This is a genomic window from Rhodanobacter ginsengiterrae (assembly GCF_050026815.1).
Taxonomy (GTDB): domain Bacteria; phylum Pseudomonadota; class Gammaproteobacteria; order Xanthomonadales; family Rhodanobacteraceae; genus Rhodanobacter; species Rhodanobacter ginsengiterrae.
In genome coordinates this window covers 382253-397978 of record NZ_JALBWO010000056.1, presented here as the reverse complement: position 1 = coordinate 397978, position 15726 = coordinate 382253, and the positions used below count along the sequence as shown (strand labels likewise).

17 protein-coding genes are annotated in these 15726 nt (G+C 65.2%); all 17 read right to left on the bottom strand.

Annotated features, from left to right (window positions below):
* Positions 1 to 13: 13 nt before the first annotated feature.
* Complete coding sequence (locus ACQGNJ_RS14715) at positions 14 to 967, bottom strand: nucleotidyl transferase AbiEii/AbiGii toxin family protein (protein WP_426689987.1); 954 nt, start codon at positions 965 to 967, stop codon at positions 14 to 16.
* Positions 922 to 1659, bottom strand: a complete 738-nt coding sequence (locus tag ACQGNJ_RS14710; protein WP_426689986.1) for a type IV toxin-antitoxin system AbiEi family antitoxin domain-containing protein — start codon at positions 1657 to 1659, stop codon at positions 922 to 924. The genes ACQGNJ_RS14715 and ACQGNJ_RS14710 overlap by 46 nt, the downstream gene beginning before the upstream one ends.
* 94 nt (positions 1660 to 1753) lie before the next feature.
* Entirely contained in the window at positions 1754 to 2017 is a 264-nt protein-coding gene (locus ACQGNJ_RS14705; protein WP_426689985.1) for a DUF2274 domain-containing protein, read from the bottom strand.
* Positions 2014 to 3297, bottom strand: coding sequence for a TraB/TrbI/VirB10 family type IV secretion system protein (locus ACQGNJ_RS14700; protein ID WP_426689984.1), 1284 nt, complete (start codon positions 3295 to 3297; stop codon positions 2014 to 2016). The genes ACQGNJ_RS14705 and ACQGNJ_RS14700 overlap by 4 nt, the downstream gene beginning before the upstream one ends.
* Positions 3284 to 4300, bottom strand: a complete 1017-nt coding sequence (gene trbG / locus ACQGNJ_RS14695) for a P-type conjugative transfer protein TrbG (RefSeq protein ID WP_426689983.1) — start codon at positions 4298 to 4300, stop codon at positions 3284 to 3286. Before trbG ends, ACQGNJ_RS14700 begins: the two co-directional genes overlap by 14 nt.
* On the bottom strand, positions 4297 to 5004 hold the full coding sequence (gene trbF / locus ACQGNJ_RS14690) for a conjugal transfer protein TrbF (RefSeq protein WP_426689982.1): 708 nt from the start codon (positions 5002 to 5004) through the stop codon (positions 4297 to 4299). Before trbF ends, trbG begins: the two co-directional genes overlap by 4 nt.
* 12 nt (positions 5005 to 5016) lie before the next feature.
* Positions 5017 to 6357 (bottom strand): P-type conjugative transfer protein TrbL, encoded by a 1341-nt coding sequence (trbL, locus tag ACQGNJ_RS14685; RefSeq protein WP_426689981.1) that lies wholly within the window; start codon positions 6355 to 6357, stop codon positions 5017 to 5019.
* Complete coding sequence (locus ACQGNJ_RS14680; protein ID WP_426689980.1) at positions 6354 to 6647, bottom strand: hypothetical protein; 294 nt, start codon at positions 6645 to 6647, stop codon at positions 6354 to 6356. The genes trbL and ACQGNJ_RS14680 overlap by 4 nt, the downstream gene beginning before the upstream one ends.
* A 4-nt stretch (positions 6648 to 6651) precedes the next feature.
* A complete protein-coding gene (trbJ, locus tag ACQGNJ_RS14675) occupies positions 6652 to 7380 on the bottom strand; it encodes a P-type conjugative transfer protein TrbJ (protein WP_426689979.1) in 729 nt (242 codons plus the stop codon).
* A complete protein-coding gene (gene trbE, locus ACQGNJ_RS14670) occupies positions 7377 to 9803 on the bottom strand; it encodes a conjugal transfer protein TrbE (RefSeq protein WP_426689978.1) in 2427 nt (808 codons plus the stop codon). Before trbE ends, trbJ begins: the two co-directional genes overlap by 4 nt.
* Before the next feature lie 10 nt (positions 9804 to 9813).
* On the bottom strand, positions 9814 to 10080 hold the full coding sequence (locus ACQGNJ_RS14665; protein ID WP_027484259.1) for a VirB3 family type IV secretion system protein: 267 nt from the start codon (positions 10078 to 10080) through the stop codon (positions 9814 to 9816).
* Positions 10077 to 10418, bottom strand: coding sequence for a TrbC/VirB2 family type IV secretion system protein (locus ACQGNJ_RS14660; protein ID WP_426689977.1), 342 nt, complete (start codon positions 10416 to 10418; stop codon positions 10077 to 10079). Before ACQGNJ_RS14660 ends, ACQGNJ_RS14665 begins: the two co-directional genes overlap by 4 nt.
* On the bottom strand, positions 10415 to 11377 hold the full coding sequence (gene trbB / locus ACQGNJ_RS14655; RefSeq protein ID WP_426690067.1) for a P-type conjugative transfer ATPase TrbB: 963 nt from the start codon (positions 11375 to 11377) through the stop codon (positions 10415 to 10417). Before trbB ends, ACQGNJ_RS14660 begins: the two co-directional genes overlap by 4 nt.
* Positions 11378 to 11436: 59 nt before the next feature.
* The gene (locus ACQGNJ_RS14650) at positions 11437 to 11907 is read right to left on the bottom strand and encodes a CopG family transcriptional regulator (protein WP_426689976.1); all 471 of its coding nucleotides are present in this window, start codon (positions 11905 to 11907) and stop codon (positions 11437 to 11439) included.
* On the bottom strand, positions 11904 to 13901 hold the full coding sequence (locus tag ACQGNJ_RS14645) for a conjugal transfer protein TraG (protein WP_426689975.1): 1998 nt from the start codon (positions 13899 to 13901) through the stop codon (positions 11904 to 11906). The genes ACQGNJ_RS14650 and ACQGNJ_RS14645 overlap by 4 nt, the downstream gene beginning before the upstream one ends.
* A gap of 219 nt (positions 13902 to 14120) precedes the next feature.
* On the bottom strand, positions 14121 to 14366 hold the full coding sequence (locus tag ACQGNJ_RS14640) for an EexN family lipoprotein (protein ID WP_426689974.1): 246 nt from the start codon (positions 14364 to 14366) through the stop codon (positions 14121 to 14123).
* Between the two features lie 41 nt (positions 14367 to 14407).
* Complete coding sequence (locus ACQGNJ_RS14635) at positions 14408 to 15313, bottom strand: LysR family transcriptional regulator (protein ID WP_426689973.1); 906 nt, start codon at positions 15311 to 15313, stop codon at positions 14408 to 14410.
* Between the last annotated feature and the right edge of the window lie 413 nt (positions 15314 to 15726).

The following is a 15726-nucleotide window of genomic DNA, read 5'->3' as shown; positions in this document are numbered from 1 at the left end:
AGTTGTAAATGTATTATGCAAGCTTGCCGGCCAGCACATCCGCCTGCTCGGCAAACTTCTTCGCATCGGCCTTCTGCAACTGCGCCAAGTTGTGCAGCTTCCAGCGGATGCCCGGCAGATGTTCGAGATGCGCGATGCCCAGCAGCGACCACTCCGGCGTGCCGGCAACCAGCGACAGCAGGAAGCGCCGCTCGTCGTCATCCAAGCCCTGCTGGATTTCGTGCACCATCCGTTCTCGCACAGCAAGCAGTGCGTCGAGCGGCACCGGCTCGGTCGTCATGCCTTGGAAGTTATGCGCGTAGTCGTGCCGGATGTCCCGCAGCGGCGGGAACAGCACTTCATGGATCGGTCGGTTGCTGCTGGACAGGTAGACCACGAAAGCGCGCCGGATGCCAGGCGTGATGCCCTCATGCGCAAAGAGCTGCATTACGTCGAACAAGTCGCGCGGATGCTGCCGATCCAGTGCCGCCACCAGCTTGCCGCCGTACACGTCCCCCAGCGATACCACGGGGATGTCCAGATCGGCCATCAACACATCGCGCGCAGTCGGTGTGAGCGAAGCGTGGCGCACTGGCTGCACGGTGCCGCGCATGACGAAGTTGACTTCGACTTTGACCTGAATGGCATCGCGGCGCACTAGCAACTTGGTCTCCCCCGCTACTGCCGCCGGCGCGTGTGTCTGGAACCCTCGCTTCTTCAACCGCTCGGCAGCCTGCCGGACGGCCTCGTTGATGCGCGCCAGCGCCTCGTCGCGCGGCAGCGTGTGATCGGGGAAGACCAGATCGAGATCGACCGACAAACGTGGCATGTCGCGCACAAACAGATTGATTGCCGTACCGCCCTTCAGCGCGAAGGTGTCGTCCACGAACACCAGCGGCGCCACCTGCACCAGCAGGCGCGCGGTATCGAGATAAGTCTGGTTCATGGCTTGAGCACCAGCAGGCCATCGGCCGATCGGGACACCCAAGGCCGGTCGCTACCCGTCGGCAACGTGGCCGAGTCGAGCTTGGCTGCCCAAGGCAGCGACGCCTCGCGGCTGAGTTGCAAGCACAACCGCACGGTCTTGACGCTCGTGCAGCGTTGCAGCAGTTCGCGCAACACATCGGCGCGCAGGTTGTAGGCGCTTTCGACGAGTTCGCGGGCTTCCTGCAAGGACTGGCGCAAGCCGACTTCGCTCAACAATTCCAGCAATGCACGCTCCGGCACCGACACCTGTGGCCCCCCGCTGCGCTGCTCGAACGGGCCGACGTACAGCAAGGCGTCCGGCTGCTCGTCGAACAGGCGCTTGCGGTGGTACTCGGCCGGGAAGCGTTCGGTGAACCATTCCGGCAGACGCGCTGCCATCCATCCATACAGGTGCAGCACCGGCTGTTGCGACACGTACTGGCGCACGCCGTACCAGTCCAACGCCGACTTGCCGCCCACGTGCAACCCCTCGAACCTGCGCTGCAACAGCAACAGGCTGGGATGGAGTCCCAAGGTGTCGTTCGGGCGGACGTATACCCCGCGAGCCAAGCGGGTGAGCCAACCTGTCCGGACGTAGTGGACGGCCAGGTCGGCGGAGATGCCCAGCGCCGCCAAGTCCTTCGAAGTCAGCGGCGTTCCCGGTGCCAGCCGGGTGTAGAGCGCATTTAGCTTACTTGAAGTAGTCGTAGCCATACTACGATTTTTACAACTTTTCCAAGAGCAAGTCAATTTGATATGGTGTTATCAATCGTAGTCTGGATACGATAATGACAACATACCCAAATCATCACCCCCTCGGCACAGTCGCGCGGGAAGACGGTCGGTTGTCGTCTTCCCTGCCTCGCCTGAATCCCCGATCCCCCGCGATGAACGCCTCCAGCATGTGCGGGATCAGCGTTGTCGCATCGACCGCTTCACCGTAGGTCTGCGCGTGCACCGCCGCGTAGCGGTCGAGGTCGGTCTTGAGCGTGACCGGGCACGCGAACGTCAGCTTCACGCTCTCGGTCTTGGGCAGCGGCCCCAGCCGCAGCTTCTTTGGGAATGCACTCATGGCATCGGCCCTCGCTGAATAAAGAGCGGCTGGTATGGCCGCAGCACCAGATCCTTGTTCACCATTACGTTGACCTGGAACCCCGGCCGCACCGTCAGCGTCGGCTGGATGCTCAGGTTACGGCGCGTGATCTCCTGACCGACTTGGTTGGTCGTGTCCTGCGCACTGTTGCGCAAGGCGACGACCGTGTCGCCGTTGACGTTGCCCTCATTCGAGACGGCCAGCTCGGAGCTGACGCCGAGCAACGTGGACAGCGCTGCGCCTGACAGGATGCGGCCCCAGTGCCAGTCCACGCCATCTTCCAGACCGGCGTAGCCGGCCGGGTCGACGCCGGGCAGTTTGTCCAGCGCGATCGACGAGGTATCCGGCAACACCAGCCGCAGCCAGACCAGCAGCACGCGCCGCTGCCCGAAGGCCACCTGGCTGTCGTAGCGGCCGATCAGGCGCGAGCCCTGCGGAATCAGCAGATAGTGACCGGTCGCGGTGTCGTACACCGGCTGTGTCACCTCGGCAATGATCTGCCCCGGCAGGTCGGAATTGATGCCCGTCACCAGCGCTGCTGGAATGATGGTGCCCGCCATCACCGTGTACGGCGAGACTGGCGCCTGCAAGGTGCCTGAGTTGCTGGTGGCGGCATCGCCCCCTTTAGTCAGGAACGCTTCTTTCTGACCCTGACGGTTTTGGATAGCCGTCGGATCATTGGGTTGCGCCGCCGTGGACGCCGGCCCGGCACCCATTGGATTGAACGGTCCGGCCGAAGTGTTCGGCATGGTCGGCAATGGCGCTGTCGTCGCCGCCGCGTCCGTTTTTTCCGCGACGTTGCTGGTGCGGAAGAACACCGACGAACGGGCGACTTCCTCGGCCTGGCGCTGCCGGTCGATGTTCTCGGCCGATGGTCCCGGATTGGCGTTGCCAGCCGGCAGTGGCGCGACGGATGCCGCACCCCAGTCGCCGGGCAGCGGAGGTCCGAGCTGCGGTACGCTGGCCGCCGGCGCCGGCTTCGCCAGCAGCTTCGAGTAGTTGGCCGGCAACTGGTCCAGGTCGTCGGACTTGGCGATCCGATCGACGTTGTATAGCTCCGTCTGGTCGCCCGAAGCGCGCCGGCCCTTCGATTGGAGCGCCCACATGGATGCGCCGGAGACGGCCACCGCGAGCAATGCCGCCGCAACGGCCAGTGTGCGACGATTGAGCCGCGTTACTGGACGCGGCGAAGCGCGCAACGCAATGCCCTCGAGAGCAACCTTCGGCGCGGGCGGGGCTTCGTGCTCAGTCGTGCCCATGACCCGCTCCCGCGGCGATGCCGTCAGTGCGCTCGATGCGCACTACGGCCGCCCTACTCCCATCTTTGCCACCGAGCCGCAGCTCGGCCGCGCCGAACAGTCGATCCACGATGTCGTAAGGCGCGTGGAATCGGTAGTTCACCAACTCGCCCTTGCCGTCCGGGCCCACCACGAATAGCGGCGGCAATTCTCCCTGCGCGATGCCGGCGGGAAACTGGATATACACGTGCTGTCCATCATCGAAGGCACGTACCGGCTTCCACGGTGGGCTGTCGCCCGTGATCGCGTAGCGGAAGTGCAACTGGTCGAGCGACAAGCCCGAAGCGGCGGGCGCTTGCGTATCGGCCGCCTGCGCCTGGGCCTGCAACGCCAACATCTGATCCTTCGGGTACTGCCACGACACGGACGCCATCCACGCCTTCGCGGTAGATGTGAGTTCGAGCAGATAGGTGCGCCGGCTCGTCGTGATGACGAGGTTGGTCGTGATCCCCACTCGTACCGGTTTGACCATGACGGCCACTCGCCGATCCGTCCCGCTGCCGCTGGCCGTATCGCCCACGATCCACTGCACCGTGTCGCCGGCCGCGACCGTCACCAGCTCCTCGCCCGGCTGCAAGCTGATGACCGTCACTCGGCCAGGGCTCGCATAGACCTGATACAGCGCACCATCGGAGAACGGCCAAACCTGGATCGCGTTGATGTAACCCTCGCGCGTGGGCACCACGCTCGCCTCGGCATTGGCCTGCTCAACGCGCGCCTTCGCATCGGTCGATTCGGGTGCCGGCTTGGCATCGGCGGCTGTCGGCAACGGTTTCATCTGGTCCAGCAACGGCAGGGGCTTGGGCACTTCCACCACCGCGACCGGCTTTGCCGGCTCGGGTAACGGCTCGGCCTTCACGGACTCATCCAGTGAAATAGCCGGCGGCGGTTTGCCCTGCGTGGCGCAGCCGGCGAGTCCGCCCAGTAGGCCGAGGAAAGCAAAAGTGGTGATGGCGTGTTTCATGGCTTCTTCGCTCCTTCCGGCGTGTCCAGATCGCGGCTCCAGGACAGCCCGTTGATGTAGATACCGAGGGGGTTACGGCGCACCTGCTGCTCGGTGCGCGGCCTCTGCATGACGAGGGTGAGCATCGCGGTCCAGTACTCGATGCCCGTGGGCGTGCCCTGGTGGTAGTGCTGCTCGGTCCAGCGCACCTGGAACGAGGCATCGCTGACCCGCACCACGCTGGTCACGTCCACAGATACGGAATCCTGGCCGACGTGGGCGAACGGATCGTGAGCACGCGCGTAGTCGTTCAAAGTCGCCGCACCGCGGTCGGTGGTGTAGCCGTAGGCTTCGAGCCAGTTCTTCCGCACTACCACCGGGTCGGTCGACAGCGAGCGCACGTCGGTGATGAAGTGCGCCAGGTGAAAGGCGATCTGCGCGTCGGTCGGCTTGTACGGTGTCACGGCCGCACCGACCGCACGCACCTGTCCTGCATGATCGACCTCGACTACGTAGGGCGTGACGCGCGACTGGCCGGACTGCCAAATCAGTCCAGCCGCCATCAGCAAGGCGAGCCCCAAGCAGCCGAAGGCCATCAGCCGCCAGTTCTTCGCCTGCACGCGGGCGCTGCCGAGCCGTTCATCCCAGACCTGCGCGGCGGCCTGGTAAGGCGTCGCAGGCGCGGGGGTATCGCTGTAGCGCACGCCAGATTGTTTGAAACGCATCGTTCGCCTCCCTTACTCGTTCGAGGAATCGTGCAGCTCGGGGGCTGCGCCACCGCCGCCGTGGTCGGCCGAGCGCACCACGTGCGCGGCGGTCGAGGCACCGTGCGCGGCGCGCTGACGGCGTTGCAGCCGCTGCGCCCAGTCAGGCGCCCTGTCGTTAGATGTGGGTGATGTGGCGGCAGCCGCCGGTGTACCGGATGCTCCGCCAGCGGGTGAACTTGAAGCAGGCGTAGCACCGACCGCCGAGGCGACACGATTCCGCACGGCACGAGCGCCAGCCGCCATGCGCTGCCCAGCGGCTTGTGCGCCGCTGCGCGCGACGTTGGCCATGCCGGCGCCGAAGGCTCGCGCCCCGGTCGTGCCCGACGCCGCCGTGCCGGCGCGATACGCCGTGGCACCGCCGCTGGCCGCGCGCACAGTGCCCACTGCCCCGCGCGCGGCCAGGCGTGTGCCGGCAGCGACGGCGGCACCGCCCGTCGCAACGGCTGCGCCGCTGGCGACGGCCAAGCCCGCAGCACCGAGTGCTGTGCCGGCCGCCGCCCCGGCACCGAGCTGCGGTGCACCGGACACCAGTCCCGTAGCAATACCTGGCCCGAAGATACCTAAGCCCAGCATCGTGAGCGAAGCCAGCATGATGGCGAGTACGTGGTTCAACGACGGATCGGCGCCGGTCGGCGTCTGGAACTGTCCGAAGATCGTCGAGCCGATGCCGACGATCACGGCCAGCACCAACACCTTGACGCCCGAGGACACCACGTTGCCGAGCACCTTCTCGGCGAGGAACGCGGTCTTGTTCCAGAGCGCGAACGGCACCAGCACGAAGCCGGCCAGCGTGGTCAGCTTGAACTCGATCAGCGTCACGAAAAGCTGCACCGCCAGAATGAAGAAGCTGATGACCACGACGATCCACGCGAGCAGCAGCACCACGATCATGTCGAGGTTGCTGAAGACAGCCGTAAACCCGTGGGACATCGTGCCGAGCTGTTGCAGGATCGGCTGGCCGGCCTGGACGCCGATCTGGGCGAGACGTCCGGGCTGCAGGAAGTTGTTGATGCTGACGGTCGAGCCGGCGGCGAGCAGCCCGAGACCCGCAAACGAACGGAACACGATGCCGGCCAGCGTGTTGAAGTTGCCGATGATATAGGCGAAGGCGCCGATATAGAGCGTCTTGCGGATGAGCTTGGCCAGCACTTCCTCGCCGCCCATCGCCCAGAACAGACCCGCCAGCGTCATGTCGATGACGATCAGCGTGGCGGAGAGATACGCCACCTCGCCGTGCAGCAACCCGAAGCCCGAGTCGATGTACTGCGAGAAGACTGCCAAGAAATGGTCGATGACGGAGAGATCGTTCATGGCTGTGTTCCGTCGTCGGGCTGGTCGAAACTCGCCGGAATCGGCGGCAGCGAGGCCAGCGTTTGGTATTCATCGGGGCCGCCGAGACCGAGGAAGAAGCGCCGCGCATACGCCGCCTCCACGATCCGGCAAGTCGCTTCGCCGACCTGCGCGCGAGCCACCGCGCATCGGTGGTGCAACGGCCTCAATCGCTGCGGATCGTGGGCCAACGCCTCCACCGTCAACACTGGGGTGTACCGGCCGCAGGCGGCTAGCACCACGACGACGGACAGGACGAGTGCGCGCGTCATGGCCTCAGTTGCCGTAGAAGTTCACGGGCTGCGGGGTGTATTGAGGGCCATTGCCGATGAAACGCGAACGCACCTGCTCGGCCTGCGCTTCGTCGGCCACCGCGCGTGCCTGGTCCAGCGCGGTTGCGCGATCCTGCGACACGGTGAGCTGCTGGGCCTGGATCGCTTGGCGTGCGATCAGCGCGAGCAACTGGTTGGTGGCCTGGCTGGCCTGCAAGGCACCGACCGCACCCTGACTCTGCGTGACCAGCCCGCTCAAGACGTTTTGGTCCGACAGCAGGTTCTGAGCGGCTTGCGACTGCATCTGCGTCGCGGTCTGCAACGCCTGCACCGAGGCCTGCCAGCGCGCTTGCGCGTCCTGCACCATCTGGGTATGGCCGGTACCGGCGCCGTAGGATGACGGATACAGCCGGTTGAACGTCGTCTGCGACTGCGCGACGTTGAAGGTCAGTCCCTGCGCCTGCGTGATCAACTGGTTGGTGCTCACCAGCGTGGTGAGCAACTGCGACAGCGAGTTGTAGTTGAGGCTGGTGAGATTGCGGCCCTGGTTGAGCAGCATCGTTGCCTCGTTCTGCAACTGCTGGATCTGGTTGTCGATCTGTTGCAGCTCACGCGCGGCGGTGAGCAGGTTCTGCGAGTAGTTCGCGACGTCGAACACCGCCCACTGTGCGAAGCTCGCGGATGAACACGTGAACAACAAGGCCGCAGCGGCGGCCAGCCAGGTCTTCTTCATGGCCAAATCTCCGATGACGTGGGGAACGAGGGAATGAGGTCGGCAGCCCAATCGAGGCCGGCGTGGCGTAGCCAAGCGCCAGTGAACTCCGGCGCACCGGCGTCGAGTAGTACGCGGTCGATGGCGTGCTGGTCCTGGGGCATCGAGGCGCCGGCGAAGGCCAGTGCGATAGGCCCGAGGTCGAGGTCGAACAGGCGATTGCCAAGCCGCGACTGGTAGTAGTAGTCGCGCTTGGGCTCGGCGGTGGCGACGATCTCGATCTGCCGGCTGTTCAGTCCGAAACCTTCGTAGATCGTGCGGATCTGCGGCTCGGTTGCCTGTGGGTTGGGCAGGAAGATGCGGCTCGCGCAGCTCTCGATGATCGCGGGCGCGATGCTCGAATCCTTGATGTCGGCCAGCGACTGCGTGGCGAAGACAACGCTGACGTTCTTCTTGCGCAACGTCTTGAGCCACTGGCGGATGCGCGCGGCGAACACCGGGTCATCCAGGAACAGCCAGGACTCGTCGAGGATCAGCAGCGTCGGCGCACCGTCGAACCGCTCCTCGAAGCGCGCAAAGAGGTAATGCAGCACGGCCAGCACCGCGGCCTTGCTGTGCATCAGCTCCTCCATCTCGAAGCCTTGCACGTCGGCGCGGCCCAAACGGTCGTGATCGGCATCAAGCAACTTGCCGTGGGCGCCGCCGAGCACATAGGGTGCGAGTGCCTGGCGCAGCGCGTTCGATTGCAACAGCACCGACAAGCCGGTCATCGTGCGTTGTTCCATCGGCGCGCCAGCGAGACTCCCCAGCGCCGACCAGATGGCCGCCTTCTCGTCGGGACCGATGGCCACGCCTTCGTGCGACAGGCGGCCTTCGATCCACTCGCTCGCCCAGGTGCTATAGCTCTCTTGGTCGATGCGTGCGAGCGGCTGGAACGCGATCGTGCCATCCGTGCCGAGGTCGTAGTGCTCCCCACCGAGACCCAGAATGGTGGCGCGCATCGAGCGGCCCATGTCGAACGCGAAGATGCGCGAGCCGCGATAGCGCCGGAACTGCATCGCCAACACGGCCAGCAACACCGACTTGCCCATGCCGGTGGGTCCGACCACCAACGTATGGCCCACGTCGCCAATGTGCGTCACCAACCGGAACGGCGTAGCGCCATCGGTACGCGTAACGATCAGCGGCGGGCCATCGAGATGGGCGTTTTTCTCCTGTCCCGCCCACACCGCCGACACCGGCATCAGATGCGCGAGGTTCAACGTCGAGATGATCGGCTGACGCACGTTGGCATAGGCATGGCCCGGAATCGAGGACAGCCACGCTTCCACCGCATTGAGCATTTCGGGAATCGTCACGAAGCCGCGGCCCTGGATGGCACGCTCGACCATGCGCAGCTTTTCGTCGGCGGCTGCCGCGTCGGCATCCATCACGGTGACGGTCGTGGTCACGTAACCGAAGGCCACCTGGTCGCTGCCAAGCTCCTGCAGGGCGGCGTCGGCATCACTCGCCTTGTTGCTGGCGTCGGTATCGACCAGCGGCGATTCCTGCTGGAAGATTGTTTCGCGCAAGAGCGCGACGACGTTCTTGCGCTTGGCGAACCACTGCCGGCGCAACCGGCCCAACTCTTTCTCGGCCTCGGCCTTGTCCAGGCACAAGAAGCGTGTGGACCAGCGGTAGGCAAAGCCCAGGCGGTTGAGATCATCGAGCATCCCCGGCCAGGTCGTCGTCGGGAAGCCTCGCACTGTCACCACACGCACATGCTGGTCGCCCAGCATCGGCGACAGGCCACCCACGAGTGCCGTGTCAGCCAGCAGCGCGTCCAGGTGAAACGGCACCTCGGGCACGCCGATGGCATAGCAGCGCGTCGAAATGCAGCCGTGCAGGTAGGTCAACGTCTCGCTGTCGTCCAGCCAAGCAATTTCCGGCATCACGCCATCAAGCAGGTCGAACACGCGGCCGGTTTCGGCGACGAAAGCGTTCAGCCGTTCGCGCCAGTCCACGCCGCGGGTCGGCGTGTTCTCGTAGAGCAGCTTGCCGGCCCGTGCCCGAGATTCTTCGGGCGGCAGGTACAGCAGTGTCAGGTAATAGGCGCTCTCGAAGTGGCTGCCGGTTTCCTCGAACGCGGCGCGGCGTTCTTCGTCCACCAGCCAGGACAGCGGTTCGGGAAATTCCGAGTGCGGGTAGTCCGCGGCCGGCCGGCGTTCGGCCTCGATGAATAGCGCCCAGCCCGAGCCCAGCCGGCGCAGTGCATTGTTCAAGCGCGCGGTCGTGGCGATCAGTTCACCCAGCGTCGCACTGTCCAAGTCCGGCCCGCGAAAACGTGCGGTGCGCTGGAAGGCGCCGTCCTTGTCGAGCACCACGCCCGGCGCGACGAGCCCCGCCCACGGCAGCCAGTCCGCGAGCAGCGCGGGACGTTGGCGGTATTCGGCAAGGTGCAACATCGTATCGACCTCACACGTCCAGCAGCGGCTTGTGCTTGAGGTGCCGCGCGAAGACGGGCATGAACTGCGGATCGACTTTCGCTCCCCACACGGCGAGCGAATGACCGATCAGCCACAGCGCGATGCCAGGAATCCACAGTTGCAGGCCCAGCCCCACGGCGGCGGCCAGCGTGCCGTTGGCAATGGCCACCGTGCGCGGCGCGCCGCCCATCAGGATCGGTTCGGTCAGCGACCGATGTAGCGGCACCTCGAAGCCGGTGGCGGTGGACTCGTTCATGCCACCACCGCGCCGCCGGAGAAGCTGAAGAACGACAGGAAGAAGCTCGACGCGGCGAATGCGATCGACAGTCCGAACACGATCTGGATCAGTCGCCGGAAGCCGCCACTGCTGTCGCCGAAGGCGAGCGTGAGGCCCGTCACGATGATGATGATGACCGCGATGATCTTGGCGACCGGTCCCTGGATCGAATCGAGGATGGATTGCAGCGGCGCTTCCCACGGCATGTTCGAGCCGGCCGCGTGCGCGGCTGTCACCGCCAGGCACATCAGCAGGAGCAGCAGCCAAGGCAACGCTCTACGGAAAAGCGGATCGTCGTAAAGGCGGGTTCGCGTCATGACGGGACTCCTGGTGTGGCGGGAGAGGAAGGCTGGGAAGAAGGCGGCGCATCCAGCACGGTGTCGAGCCGGTAACCACGCTCGTCGAAATCGACGACGCGAGCGATGTCCTGGATGCGCCGGGCACGGCCGCGCCCGGCGATGAAGACGACGACGTTGACCGCCTCGGCGATCAGCGCGCGCGGTGGGGTCACGGCGACTTCGAGAATCAGTTGCTCCAGGCGCAGCAGCGCGCCGTGCGCCGAGCCTGCATGGACGGTGGCGATGCCACCCGGGTGGCCCGTGCCCCACACCTTGACCAGATCGAGGGCTTCGCCGCCGCGCACCTCGCCGACGATCACGCGGTCGGGACGCAGGCGCATCGTGGCGCGCACGAGTTCCGTCATCGACACGACACCCGGTAACGTGCGCAGCGGCACGTGGTCGCGCGCTGTGCATTGCAACTCGACGGTGTCTTCGAGCACCAGCACGCGGTCGCCGGTGGCGGCGATCTCCGCGAGCAAGGCATTGGCCAGCGTGGTCTTGCCGCTGCTGGTGCCCCCGGCGATCAGGATGTTCTGGCGCTCGCGCACGGCGCACACAAGGAAGCCCGCTTGCGCGGCCGTCATCATCCCGGCGGTGACGTAGCATTCGAGCGGAATCACGCCGACCGCACGTTTGCGCAGCGCGAAGGCTGGCCCCGGTGCCGCCGGCGGCAGAATGCCCTCAAAGCGTTCGCCGGTCTCGGGCAGCTCCGCCGACAGCAGCGGCTTGCCGGCATGCACTTCGGCGCGCACATGGGCAGCGACCAGCCGGATGATGCGCTCACCGTCGGCAGCGGAAAGCTGCACGTCAGTCGGTGTGCGCCCGCTGGACAGTCGGTCGATCCACAACGAGCCGTCCGGATTGAGCAGGATCTCCACCACGTCCGGGTCTTCCAACGCGGCGGCGATCAGCGGCCCCATCGCCGTGCGCAGCATGCGCACACGCCGATCCAGCGACCGGGCGGCCGGTGTCAGCAGATCGTGTGGTTGCGCGCTCATGACGCCTCTCCCGAGGCCGGCGCGTCCGCATAGGCGGCGGCAGCGTCGCGCCGTACCGTGTCGGGCTGGATTTCCTCCACCAGCTCACGCACAAGGCTGTGTCCGCGCAGCAGGTGGCGACCCAGCTGTTCGATGAACTGCGCGAAGCGCGCCTTGCCTTGGGCGCGCGCCGCGTCCTGGTGCGCCTCCGGCACCGGGGTACTCACGGTCAGGAAGTAGCGGATGAACAGTGCCAGCGTTTCGATCTGGATGGACTGGTCGCGCTCCAGGCGCTCGAACTGGCGGGTGAGCCGGTCCAGCCGTTTGGCGATCGCCGCCTCGCGCTGGTCGCCCGCGTCCGGCGACAGCCAGGACGCCAGCGCCGCCGCGACGATGGACGACTTCGAGACGCCTTTTTTGGTGGCCAGCTCATCGAGCCGCCGTGCGTGCTCGGGCGGGATGAAGAGATTGAGACGGTATTGGCTCATAGCGGTATCCCGTCCGCCGGATCGAGCGTGGCCAGCCGCGCCGCACGTTGCAGGCGTGGATCGAGCTGGGCGGGAACCGGCAATGGCAGGTCATCGTCATCGAGCATCGCCAGGTCGTCGGCCATCCTGTCGGGCGCCGGGGCATAGATCACCTCGTCGGCCAGCTCGGTTTGGTGCCGCAGGCCGCCGTCGTCGGTCGTGCCTTCAGGCAGCGTGATCGTTGCGGCAGGCGCACTCGGCATCACGGGGATAGGCAGCGCGCTCCAGTCGTCAGCGCGCCGCGTCGGTGCATCGACATAAGGGCCGCTCGCCAACACCGGCGGCGCAAGCACGCGGCGCTTGAAGTTGGCATCGGTGTAGTAGCGCAGCTTCTTCGCGCGGATCGGTGCATGGCCTGAGACCATCACCACGGCATCGTCGGGCGGGAGTTGCATCACTTCGCCGGGCGTCAACAGCGGGCGCGCTGTCTCTTGGCGCGACACCATCAAGTGGCCTAGCCACGGCGCCAGGCGATGGCCGGCATAGTTGCGTTGTGCGCGCAATTCGGTCGCGGTGCCCAGCGTCTCGGAAATGCGCTTAGCGGTGCGTTCGTCGTTCGTAGCGAACGTCACGCGCACATGGCAGTTGTCCAGGATCGAGTGATTGACGCCATACGCCTTGTCGATCTGGTTCAGGCTCTGCGCGATCAGGAAACTGCGGATGCCGTAGCCGGCCATGAAGGCCAGTGCGGACTCGAAGAAGTCGAGTCGGCCGAGCGCCGGGAACTCATCGAGCATCAGCAACAGCCGGTGCCGGCGTGCGATACCGTCCGAGCCGTCCAGCGATTCGGTCAGCCGTCGGCCGATCTGGTTGAGGATCAGCCGGATCAGCGGTTTGGTGCGGCTGATATCGGACGGCGGTACCACCAAGTACAGCGACACCGGATGTTCGGCCGAGATCAGGTCGGCGATGCGCCAGTCGCAGCGCGCGGTGACTTCGGCCACCGTGGGATCGCGGTAGAGACCCAGGAACGACATCGCGGTGGACAACACGCCCGAACGCTCGTTGTCGCTCTTGTTGAGCACTTCACGCGCGGCGGAGGCGACGACCGGATGCGGCGCCTCGGTCAGGTGCTTCGTCGTCATCATCCGATGCAGCGTCAGCTCGAACGGACACGCCGGATCGGAGAGGAAGTTGGCGACACCGCGCAGCGTCTTGTCGGTGCCCGCATAGAGCACGTGCAGGATCGCGCCGACCAGCAGCGCGTGACTGGTCTTCTCCCAATGATTGCGTCGCTCCAGCGCGCCTTCGGGATCGACCAGGATGTCGGCGATGTTCTGCACATCACGTACTTCATGCACGCCGCGCCGTACTTCCAGCAGCGGGTTGTAGGCCGCAGAGCGCGCATCGGTGGGGTTGAACAGCAGACAGTGCGAGAAGCGCGCGCGCCAGCCGGCGGTGAGCTGCCAGTTCTCGCCCTTGATGTCGTGGACCACGACCGAGGCCGGCCAGGTGAGCAGCGTCGGCACCACCAGGCCCACGCCCTTGCCCGAGCGCGTCGGCGCGAAGGTCAGGACATGCTCGGGGCCGTCGTGCCGCAGGTAGCGATCACGATGGAGGCCGAGAAAGACGCCAGCGGTTCCGGTCAATCCGGCCTTGCGGATTTCCTTAGCCTCGGCCCAGCGCGCCGAGCCGTAGGTGGTGACGCGCCGCGACTGCCGCGCGCGCCGCACCGACATGCCGATGGCGACGAACGCGGCAGTGAAGCCGCTCGCCGCGGCGATGGCGCCGCCCTTGAGGAACAGGCGCGGCGCATAAGCGTCGTACCAGTACCACCACTCGAACAGCCGCCACGGGTGATAGAAAGGCATGCCAAACAGGTCGAACCAGGGCGCGCCGAGGCGTAGCTGATAGCCCAGGTGTGCGGCAGTCCATTGGGTCGCAGCCCATGTTCCCGCGACCACGATACTGATCACCACCAGTACCTGGCCGAACAGCACACTGGTTCCGTTCATGCCGGCCTCCGACTTGCTTCGTCGTCATTGCGGCAGGACATGCCGCGACCCGGAGCTTCGGTGCCTTGGTCAGTGTCGGTCAAAGACCGTTATCGCGATAGCGAAGATCGAAAACGCAAAATTTCCAGCAGGGGAAACGTACAGCGCGTCACAGGGTTTGTGCGCGCACGACGGCGTAGCCAGCAACATGTCGACATCATGTGCTGCTTTGCCAACGATTCAGAACTTCGGCGCTTTCTTGGGCGGGGTGTACTTCGGACCGTTGCCCATGAACAAACGATGCCGCGCTTCAGAGGCGGCATTGCATTCAACCACGCCCATCTTCGCGTAGTCGTTCGCGCACTGCTGTTCGACTGCACGCAATCGGTCGGGATGCGCCACCAACGAATCCACCGTATCGGTGGGCGCGGCCCCGCTGCACGCCGCGAGCGTGACAGTCATCAACACCACGCCGATCTTGTTCATGGGGCTTTCTCCTGCACATGAGGCCAGGCCATTGAGGCGCTTTACGGTTTGTCGCCTGGCAAAGGGGTTTGATCGGATCTAACTCGATCGATGAAATGGCGCAATGGCTCTGACGGCTCACCGTCCGGGTGCAACAGATACGTCGTCAACATGACGGCACGGCCGGCCAACGGTCGCGTGACGATCTCGGGATGGCGAAAGTCCTCAATGTGGGTCGCGTTGGTGAGACCGATGCCGTAGCCTGCGGCAACCAGTGCGATCAGCATATCGCGCGTCGTTACGCGATCGGCCACGATCGGCTCGGCATCCACGGTGCGCAGCACGCGCTCGATCTGCCGTGCACAGCCTTCACAGGCTTCGGGTTGACAGAGCACCAGCGGATAGCGCAGTAGCTCCTCTAGTGGAATCCGCTTGTGCACCAACAAGGGATGACGCGCTGGCACGGCTGCCACCAGCGGATCGTGCCACACCGGCTCGGCGAGGATGCCGTCGCCTACCTCGTCCGACTGAGCAAAGCCCGCATCGTAAAGATCGCTGCGCAGTCCCTTGACTTGCTGCGCGAACGGCGTCTGGAACAAGCGGGTCTCCACTTCCGGTTCCTCCGCCCGACATTGGGCCAGGAGTGCGGCCAGGCGCGATGGGACGATGCCGTCGGACACGGCGATGCGCAGCGTGCCGTGGTAGCCGTTCGCGGCCGCCTTCACATTGCCCCGGGCCTGGTCGAGAGCGGCGAAGACGCGGCGCACGTCTTTGAGAAAAACCTGACCGGCCCAGGTCAGGCGAGTGCTGCGCGTGGTGCGCTCGAACAATTGCACGCCCAGGTCGAACTCGAGTTCCTTGATCGCGCGCGATAGTGGCGATTGCTCAATATGAAGTCGATCTGCCGCGCGAGCAAAGTGGAGCTCTTCGGCAACAGCTAGAAAGCGGCGCATATGACGAAGTTCCACGGAACAATCTCCTAATTGATAGTGCCAAATGGCCGTTTCGGACCAACGCGAGCATCGGGAGGTTCGGCCGGGATTCTGGAAATTTCCGCAAAAAAGAACAATAAGCCCTTGATCCTACAAGGCAAATTTGATGTCTTTAGCCATGGCGCTCTGGTAGCGATCCAAGTCCAATGAGTAATGGCCTAGCCGGTTGATATGCTCGCGCCGGTACGGCGAAATGCTGTCAACCGTGGATACTGGTAACCGTTGACCGGCGTTCCGGCCAACTTTGACCAAGCCGCCGGTACTTACCAGTAGAACCGCTGGCAACGGCAGCTACCGGCCAAGAACGGCCCCTGGTCCCGTCACTTGAATTTTCTTTTGCGCAACGAAAGCGGCGGCAGCTGCGCCTGCTCGGCAAGGGCTGCGAACAG

Bases quoted from the DNA above. Each gene is read 5' to 3' on its own strand.
- ACQGNJ_RS14660 (WP_426689977.1), bottom strand. From the start codon at position 10,418: ATGACGCGAACCCGCCTTTACGACGATCCGCTTTTCCGTAGAGCGTTG.
- trbG (WP_426689983.1), bottom strand. From the start codon at position 4,300: ATGAAACACGCCATCACCACTTTTGCTTTCCTCGGCCTACTGGGCGGA.
- ACQGNJ_RS14665 (WP_027484259.1), bottom strand. From the start codon at position 10,080: ATGAACGAGTCCACCGCCACCGGCTTCGAGGTGCCGCTACATCGGTCG.
- ACQGNJ_RS14680 (WP_426689980.1), bottom strand. From the start codon at position 6,647: ATGACGCGCGCACTCGTCCTGTCCGTCGTCGTGGTGCTAGCCGCCTGC.
- ACQGNJ_RS14650 (WP_426689976.1), bottom strand. From the start codon at position 11,907: ATGAGCCAATACCGTCTCAATCTCTTCATCCCGCCCGAGCACGCACGG.
- trbB (WP_426690067.1), bottom strand. From the start codon at position 11,377: ATGCTGCGCACGGCGATGGGGCCGCTGATCGCCGCCGCGTTGGAAGAC.
- trbE (WP_426689978.1), bottom strand. From the start codon at position 9,803: ATGTTGCACCTTGCCGAATACCGCCAACGTCCCGCGCTGCTCGCGGAC.
- trbL (WP_426689981.1), bottom strand. From the start codon at position 6,357: ATGAACGATCTCTCCGTCATCGACCATTTCTTGGCAGTCTTCTCGCAG.
- ACQGNJ_RS14640 (WP_426689974.1), bottom strand. From the start codon at position 14,366: ATGAACAAGATCGGCGTGGTGTTGATGACTGTCACGCTCGCGGCGTGC.
- trbJ (WP_426689979.1), bottom strand. From the start codon at position 7,380: ATGAAGAAGACCTGGCTGGCCGCCGCTGCGGCCTTGTTGTTCACGTGT.
- ACQGNJ_RS14700 (WP_426689984.1), bottom strand. From the start codon at position 3,297: ATGGGCACGACTGAGCACGAAGCCCCGCCCGCGCCGAAGGTTGCTCTC.
- ACQGNJ_RS14645 (WP_426689975.1), bottom strand. From the start codon at position 13,901: ATGAACGGAACCAGTGTGCTGTTCGGCCAGGTACTGGTGGTGATCAGT.
- trbF (WP_426689982.1), bottom strand. From the start codon at position 5,004: ATGCGTTTCAAACAATCTGGCGTGCGCTACAGCGATACCCCCGCGCCT.
- ACQGNJ_RS14705 (WP_426689985.1), bottom strand. From the start codon at position 2,017: ATGAGTGCATTCCCAAAGAAGCTGCGGCTGGGGCCGCTGCCCAAGACC.
- ACQGNJ_RS14710 (WP_426689986.1), bottom strand. From the start codon at position 1,659: ATGGCTACGACTACTTCAAGTAAGCTAAATGCGCTCTACACCCGGCTG.